At 47.2% G+C, this 5,317-nt stretch carries 7 protein-coding genes; all 7 read right to left on the reverse strand.

The window, feature by feature from the left end:
* Positions 1–109, reverse strand: a 109-nt coding sequence (locus RMO84_RS21400; RefSeq protein WP_396135881.1) for a 3-oxoacyl-[acyl-carrier-protein] synthase III C-terminal domain-containing protein, incomplete at its 3' end; no start/stop codon positions are given.
* 265 nt (positions 110–374) lie between these two features.
* Complete coding sequence (locus tag RMO84_RS16200) at positions 375–1,361, reverse strand: beta-ketoacyl-ACP synthase III (protein WP_396135880.1); 987 nt, start codon at positions 1,359–1,361, stop codon at positions 375–377.
* Between the two features lie 156 nt (positions 1,362–1,517).
* Entirely contained in the window at positions 1,518–2,564 is a 1,047-nt protein-coding gene (gene plsX, locus RMO84_RS16205; RefSeq protein WP_310489472.1) for a phosphate acyltransferase PlsX, read from the reverse strand.
* A gap of 181 nt (positions 2,565–2,745) precedes the next feature.
* On the reverse strand, positions 2,746–3,285 hold the full coding sequence (locus RMO84_RS16210) for a GIY-YIG nuclease family protein (protein ID WP_310489473.1): 540 nt from the start codon (positions 3,283–3,285) through the stop codon (positions 2,746–2,748).
* 30 nt (positions 3,286–3,315) lie between these two features.
* The gene (locus RMO84_RS16215; protein ID WP_310489474.1) at positions 3,316–3,654 is read right to left on the reverse strand and encodes a hypothetical protein; all 339 of its coding nucleotides are present in this window, start codon (positions 3,652–3,654) and stop codon (positions 3,316–3,318) included.
* Positions 3,655–3,898: 244 nt separating this feature from the next.
* Positions 3,899–4,447, reverse strand: a complete 549-nt coding sequence (gene frr / locus RMO84_RS16220; protein ID WP_310489475.1) for a ribosome recycling factor — start codon at positions 4,445–4,447, stop codon at positions 3,899–3,901.
* Positions 4,434–5,162 carry a UMP kinase gene (gene pyrH / locus RMO84_RS16225; RefSeq protein WP_310489476.1) on the reverse strand — a complete coding sequence of 243 codons (729 nt, stop codon included), beginning with the start codon at positions 5,160–5,162 and terminating at the stop codon, positions 4,434–4,436. The genes frr and pyrH overlap by 14 nt, the downstream gene beginning before the upstream one ends.
* Positions 5,163–5,317 lie beyond the last annotated feature (155 nt).

Consider the following 5,317-nt stretch of genomic DNA (forward strand, 5'->3'; position numbering starts at 1 on the left):
CCATAATCCGTTGATTGGCTTGGTGTAGGATCAACCAATCGATATCTTGACTAGTTAGGTTAGCCTGATGGATAACTTTATCGATCGTCGCGATCTTTACTAAGAGGATGTTTGGAAAGTCTTATTTGTGACAAGCTTAGATTATGAATCCCCCTAAATCCCCCTTTTTAAGGGGGGTTGGGGGGGATTCTCTAGGGTTTTTGAGTACGAAACCATACTTTCCAAACATCCTCTAAGATATAGAGATTTATTCTTCAGTGCGTTACGCTGTCTTGTCTTGCTAAACCGTCGGGGAACAAAGGCGTGCGCAAGCCGCTGTCGCGGTAACACACCCTACAATCTATCAACTATTCACTATCCACTATTCACTAAATTCAATTACCCCACTTAAAAATGGCGGCTCCCCAACTCAAACCCGCACCAAAACCGGAAGTTGCGATTGTATCGCCAGCTTGGATTTTACCAGATCTGACGGCTTCATTGAGCGCGATCGGAATTGAAGCTGCTGAAGTATTGCCATATTTGGCCACATTACTAACTACTTTTTCGGGTGCAATCTGCAAGCGTTCGGCGACAGCATCCATAATCCGTTGATTGGCTTGGTGTAGGATCAACCAATCGATATCTTGACTAGTTAGGTTAGCCTGATGGATAACTTTATCGATCGCATCGGGCACGCGATAGATGGCAAACCGATAGACTTCTTTGCCATTCATCGTGATGTATTGATACTTACCTTGGGTGAGGATAATTCCTGGCAATAATTCGCTGAGTTCGGGTTTAAAAGCGAGATTCAGACAAGCATTTTGAGTGCCATCGCTTCTAATTTCAAATCCTAATAATCGATCGGAATCTTGAGTCGCTTGCATCAGGACAGCACCCGCACCATCGCCAAATAATACGCAAGTATTGCGATCTTGCCAATCTACCCACCGCGATAAAAGATCCGCACCGATGACTAGAATATTTTGATATGCACCCGTGCGCAAAAATTGTGCCGCAGTCACCACCCCAAATACAAAGCCCGAACATGCCGCTGTCAAATCGAAAGCAACAGCTTTGGTGGCACCCAATCGGGCTTGGATCTGACAAGCACTGCCAAATAAATCTTCAGAGGAAGAAGTTGCCAGGAAGATCGCATCGACATCTGTTGCCGCCACTCCAGCCATCTCTAGTGCCTGACGAGCTGCCTGAGTCGCAAAGTCAGCTAATGACTCGCGATCGTTGGTAATATGACGCTGGCGGATCCCCGTCCGGCTAGAAATCCACTCATCAGAGGTATCTACCACTTGGGCTAATGCATCATTGAGCACTACTGTCTCTGGCGCAGCCGCACCGCAGCCAATAAAAGAGACTCCCATTGATGTGTGGTTTGAGGGCATTTAGATAGGGGGTGGGGGATAGGAAAGGGAAAAGGGGAAAGGGGAAAGAGAATAGGGGAAAGGGAATAGGGCAATCTCAAAATACCTTCAGCATTTAACCTTTAACCTTTTCCCTCAGCTCACTACAAATATCAATTAGTCACCAGCAACAGTCGGCTCTTTTTGGGGAGTGGTGTCGCGAGTTGAGGATTGGATTTGGGCGATGATATTTTTATCAACGGCACTTTTTGCAGAACGGATGGCATTAGCGATCGAAAAAGCATCCGAACTACCGTGACTGATAATACAAACTCCTTCTACTCCTAATAGTAAACCACCCCCATGTTCGGCAGCATCGATGCGCTTTTTGAGGCGTTTGAGGTTGGGTGCGAGCAATGCCGTACCGATTTTGCCATTCAGGCCGCGCGGTAACTCTTCCTTGAGCATTTGCACGACGATATTGCCTACTGCTTCGGCAAACTTGAGCAAGATATTACCTACAAACCCGTCGCAAACGATCGTATCAAAATTACCAGAGAGCACATCACGTCCCTCGGCATTACCGACAAAATTGATGTATTTGTTTTGTTGCAAGATCTCATGTGCTTCGAGGGCGACGGTATTACCCTTGGATTCTTCCTCGCCAATGTTCAATAACCCCACCTTAGGTGATTCGACTCCGAGCACGTACTGACTATAGATCGAACCCATCACGGCAAATTGTTCTAGGTATTTAGGGCGACAATCGACATTTGCGCCTACATCTAAAATTAATACCGATTTATCGGCGCGATTGGTCGGAAATACAGCCGCAATCGCCGGTCTGTCGATCCCGCGCAACCGTCCCAATCTCAATAGTGCCGCTGCCATGGCCGCACCAGAATGCCCAGCAGAAACTACAGCATCGGCTTTGCCATCTTTGACAAGTTTCATCGACACATTGATCGAAGCCTTGGGCTTGCGTCGCAGGGCACCCAGCGGTTCTTCATGCATTTCGATCGTGCCTTCAGCGGGCACGATCTCGATTTTAGGCGCATTGGGATGTCGATCGAGACAAGCCTGAATTTGCTCTGGATCGCCGACCAAGATTACGTCTACATCTGCTAATTCTGTTTGGGCTAAGATCGCACCCGCGACGATGGCGGCGGGTGCATCATCTCCACCCATTGCGTCAAGTGCGATGCGTGCGCGAGTTGAAGCCATTGATGCCACTAAGTAGAAACCATCCGAATTCTACCAGAATATGGCCATCTGCCACACGATCGAACTATAACGGATGTCGATTTATTTACAGCTTACATCCATCCAAATGTTGTATTTAAGGACTTTGCACTATGAGCGGCGGTTTCTAACCGCTGGGTTTATGGGTAGCAACTTAGGTTATTTATTTCAAATCTAGCAAGCCTTGCTCTTTGAGCTTGGGATTGAAGCGAATTTCGGCTTGAACGCCACGCTGTTGAAGCTTAGCTAAGATAGTATCCTCGACGCGGCGTGAGACTTGCTTGAGCAGCTTGATTTGGGCTACACCATCGAGATCGTTAAAGCTGTCGCTTTCGGCGGTTGTCATGGCATGACGAGTGGAGATCGGATCGAGCCATAACGATTTATCACGGTCGTTGCCAGCCGGTACGCTACCATTGTCGGCAATCCAGCTCGACTGCACGCTTTCGAGAAATGTGCGATTCGGTCGATCGATCGTGGTGGCTTTTAGCCAATAGCAACACTCAGGTTGTCTGACCAAATGCTGCTTGAGACTGAGATAAATATCTCGCGAATAGCCGACAAATTGTAAGCTTTGGGAGCGATCGAAAATAGCGTAAATACCAATTTGATTTTGGAGCTGTGTGGGTAACTCTCCCACGTCATTAATATATGGTAAAAACTCCAAGCTTTCTAAACTTGGCAGATCGGCAGTCGATGACATGAATTTTTAATTGATAATTGATAATTGATGTTAAAGATTAGTCGCGCTCGTTGTTTTTTGATAGACTGCGCACAGCCTGCTCGGTTGAAAGATCTTGGCGGCAAACATAAAGTTTGGCGGCACATTAATAATTAGATGGTCTGGCGAGTGGTGATATGGTTCGATCTCTGCTGGCATCCCTCTAGGCGTGCTTGGGCTATATGGGACAGGCTGAAATAAAATCTTGGTAAATACTACTGTTTGACAATTAGCTTGTTCGGCAACTTGCTGAAGGAATTTTTCACCTGCAAGTAGATCGAATAAAGTAGATTGAGCTTGAGGATCGAGAATGAAACTACCATCAAAGTTTTCGATTACTTTTATTTTCATACACCAGTAGTTTGTGTTCGACGATCGAGTCTAGCGATCGCATGTGCGGTATTAAAGTAATTAGTAAAACTTACCCCGCCTTCGCTGGTAAGATTTGTAGAGCTAGTTTATGGTTGCAGGACGATTTTAATATTTCCGAGTAAAAATGGTGGGCAGTGTCTTGACGCACTCAACCGTCGGGAAACCCGACGAACGCGCGTCGCTGCCCACCATTAAATTTATAATATCGATTGGGTATTGATAGTTAGACTGTCATAATATCCTTTTCTTTTTCAGCTAAGACCTGCTCGATCTTAGCTCCATACTTGTCGGTTAGTTTCTGAATTTTATCTTGGAGATCCTTAGATTCATCTTCAGATATTTCGCTGGATTTCTCTTGTTTTTTGACAAAATCGATCGCATCGCGGCGGATATTTCGCACGGAGATTTTACCTTCTTCGGCGTATTTACCCGCTTGCTTGACAAATTCTTTGCGTCGTTCGCCAGTTAGCGGTGGAATATTTAGGCGAATTACCGAACCATCGTTATTGGGCGTCAAACCGATATCCGAAAGTGAAATGGCCTTTTCGATCGTACTCATACTACCGCGATCGAATGGTTGGATCGTAATTGTCGTCGAATCGGGCGTACCGATATTTGCCAGCGACTTTAAGGGTGTGGGCGTACCATAATAATCGATCGTCACGCGATCGAGTAAACTCGTACTCGCCCGTCCAGTCCGGATCGTATTAAACGAGCGACTGACTGACTCAACCGCCTTCTGCATATGACCTTCGACATCAGCAAATTTCACAAGAACCTCCTACATAAGTACCGATTGTTTCACCCGCTACCACCCGTTGAATATTGCCGCGTTCAAATAGATTGAACACGATAATCGGAATATTATTTTCCCGACACATAGCAATTGCCGTAGTATCCATCACCCGCAAGTCTCGATCGAGAACGTGCTTAAAAGTCAAACTTTTAAATCGCTTGGCATCTGGATTGACATGCGGATCGGAGTCATAGACACCATCAACTTTAGTAGCCTTAAAAATCACATTAGCATCGATCTCGGCAGCGCGCAGGGCAGCAGCAGTATCGGTGGTAAAGAACGGATTCCCAGAACCCGCTCCAAAGACCACTACCCGGCCTTTCTCAAGGTGGCGGATCGCACGGCGACGGATATAGGGTTCGGCAACTTCTTGCATGGCAATAGCGGTTTGTACCCTGGTAGGTACTCCTTTTTGTTCTAGCGCATCTTGGAGGGTAATGGCATTCATCACCGTGGCAATCATCCCCACATAGTCAGCAGTCGCGCGATCCATGCCTTTGGCTGAAGCTTTAACACCGCGAAAGATATTGCCGCCACCCACGACGATTGCGACTTGGACACCACTAGCAACGACTTCGGCTACTTCTTGAGCGATCGCTTGGACGATCGTCGGATCGATACCATAACCCAGATCGCCCATCAGGGCTTCCCCACTCAACTTGAGCAATACCCGTTGGTAAGTCGTCCCCATGATGCTTATCTTCTCAACTCAAATTTTCTCCCATGACTTCGCCGCGTCCCCTGTCGCCTTCAGTTCCTCCGCGTAGTCCTTGTGTGCGTCCTTGGCCTCATGGAGCTGCTCGACGTTCGCCTTGCCCGCAGCGGTCGCAGCGTCGATCTTCGCCC

It is taken from the genome of Chamaesiphon sp. VAR_69_metabat_338, assembly GCF_031423935.1.
Lineage (GTDB): Bacteria > Cyanobacteriota > Cyanobacteriia > Cyanobacteriales > Chamaesiphonaceae > Chamaesiphon.

What these genes read in the sequence shown, in the direction of transcription:
- RMO84_RS16200 (WP_396135880.1), bottom strand. Translation starts at nt 1,361, where the DNA reads ATGGGAGTCTCTTTTATTGGCTGCGGTGCGGCTGCGCCAGAGACAGTA.
- plsX (WP_310489472.1), bottom strand. Translation starts at nt 2,564, where the DNA reads ATGGCTTCAACTCGCGCACGCATCGCACTTGACGCAATGGGTGGAGAT.
- RMO84_RS16210 (WP_310489473.1), bottom strand. Translation starts at nt 3,285, where the DNA reads ATGTCATCGACTGCCGATCTGCCAAGTTTAGAAAGCTTGGAGTTTTTA.
- RMO84_RS16215 (WP_310489474.1), bottom strand. Translation starts at nt 3,654, where the DNA reads ATGAAAATAAAAGTAATCGAAAACTTTGATGGTAGTTTCATTCTCGAT.
- pyrH (WP_310489476.1), bottom strand. Translation starts at nt 5,162, where the DNA reads ATGGGGACGACTTACCAACGGGTATTGCTCAAGTTGAGTGGGGAAGCC.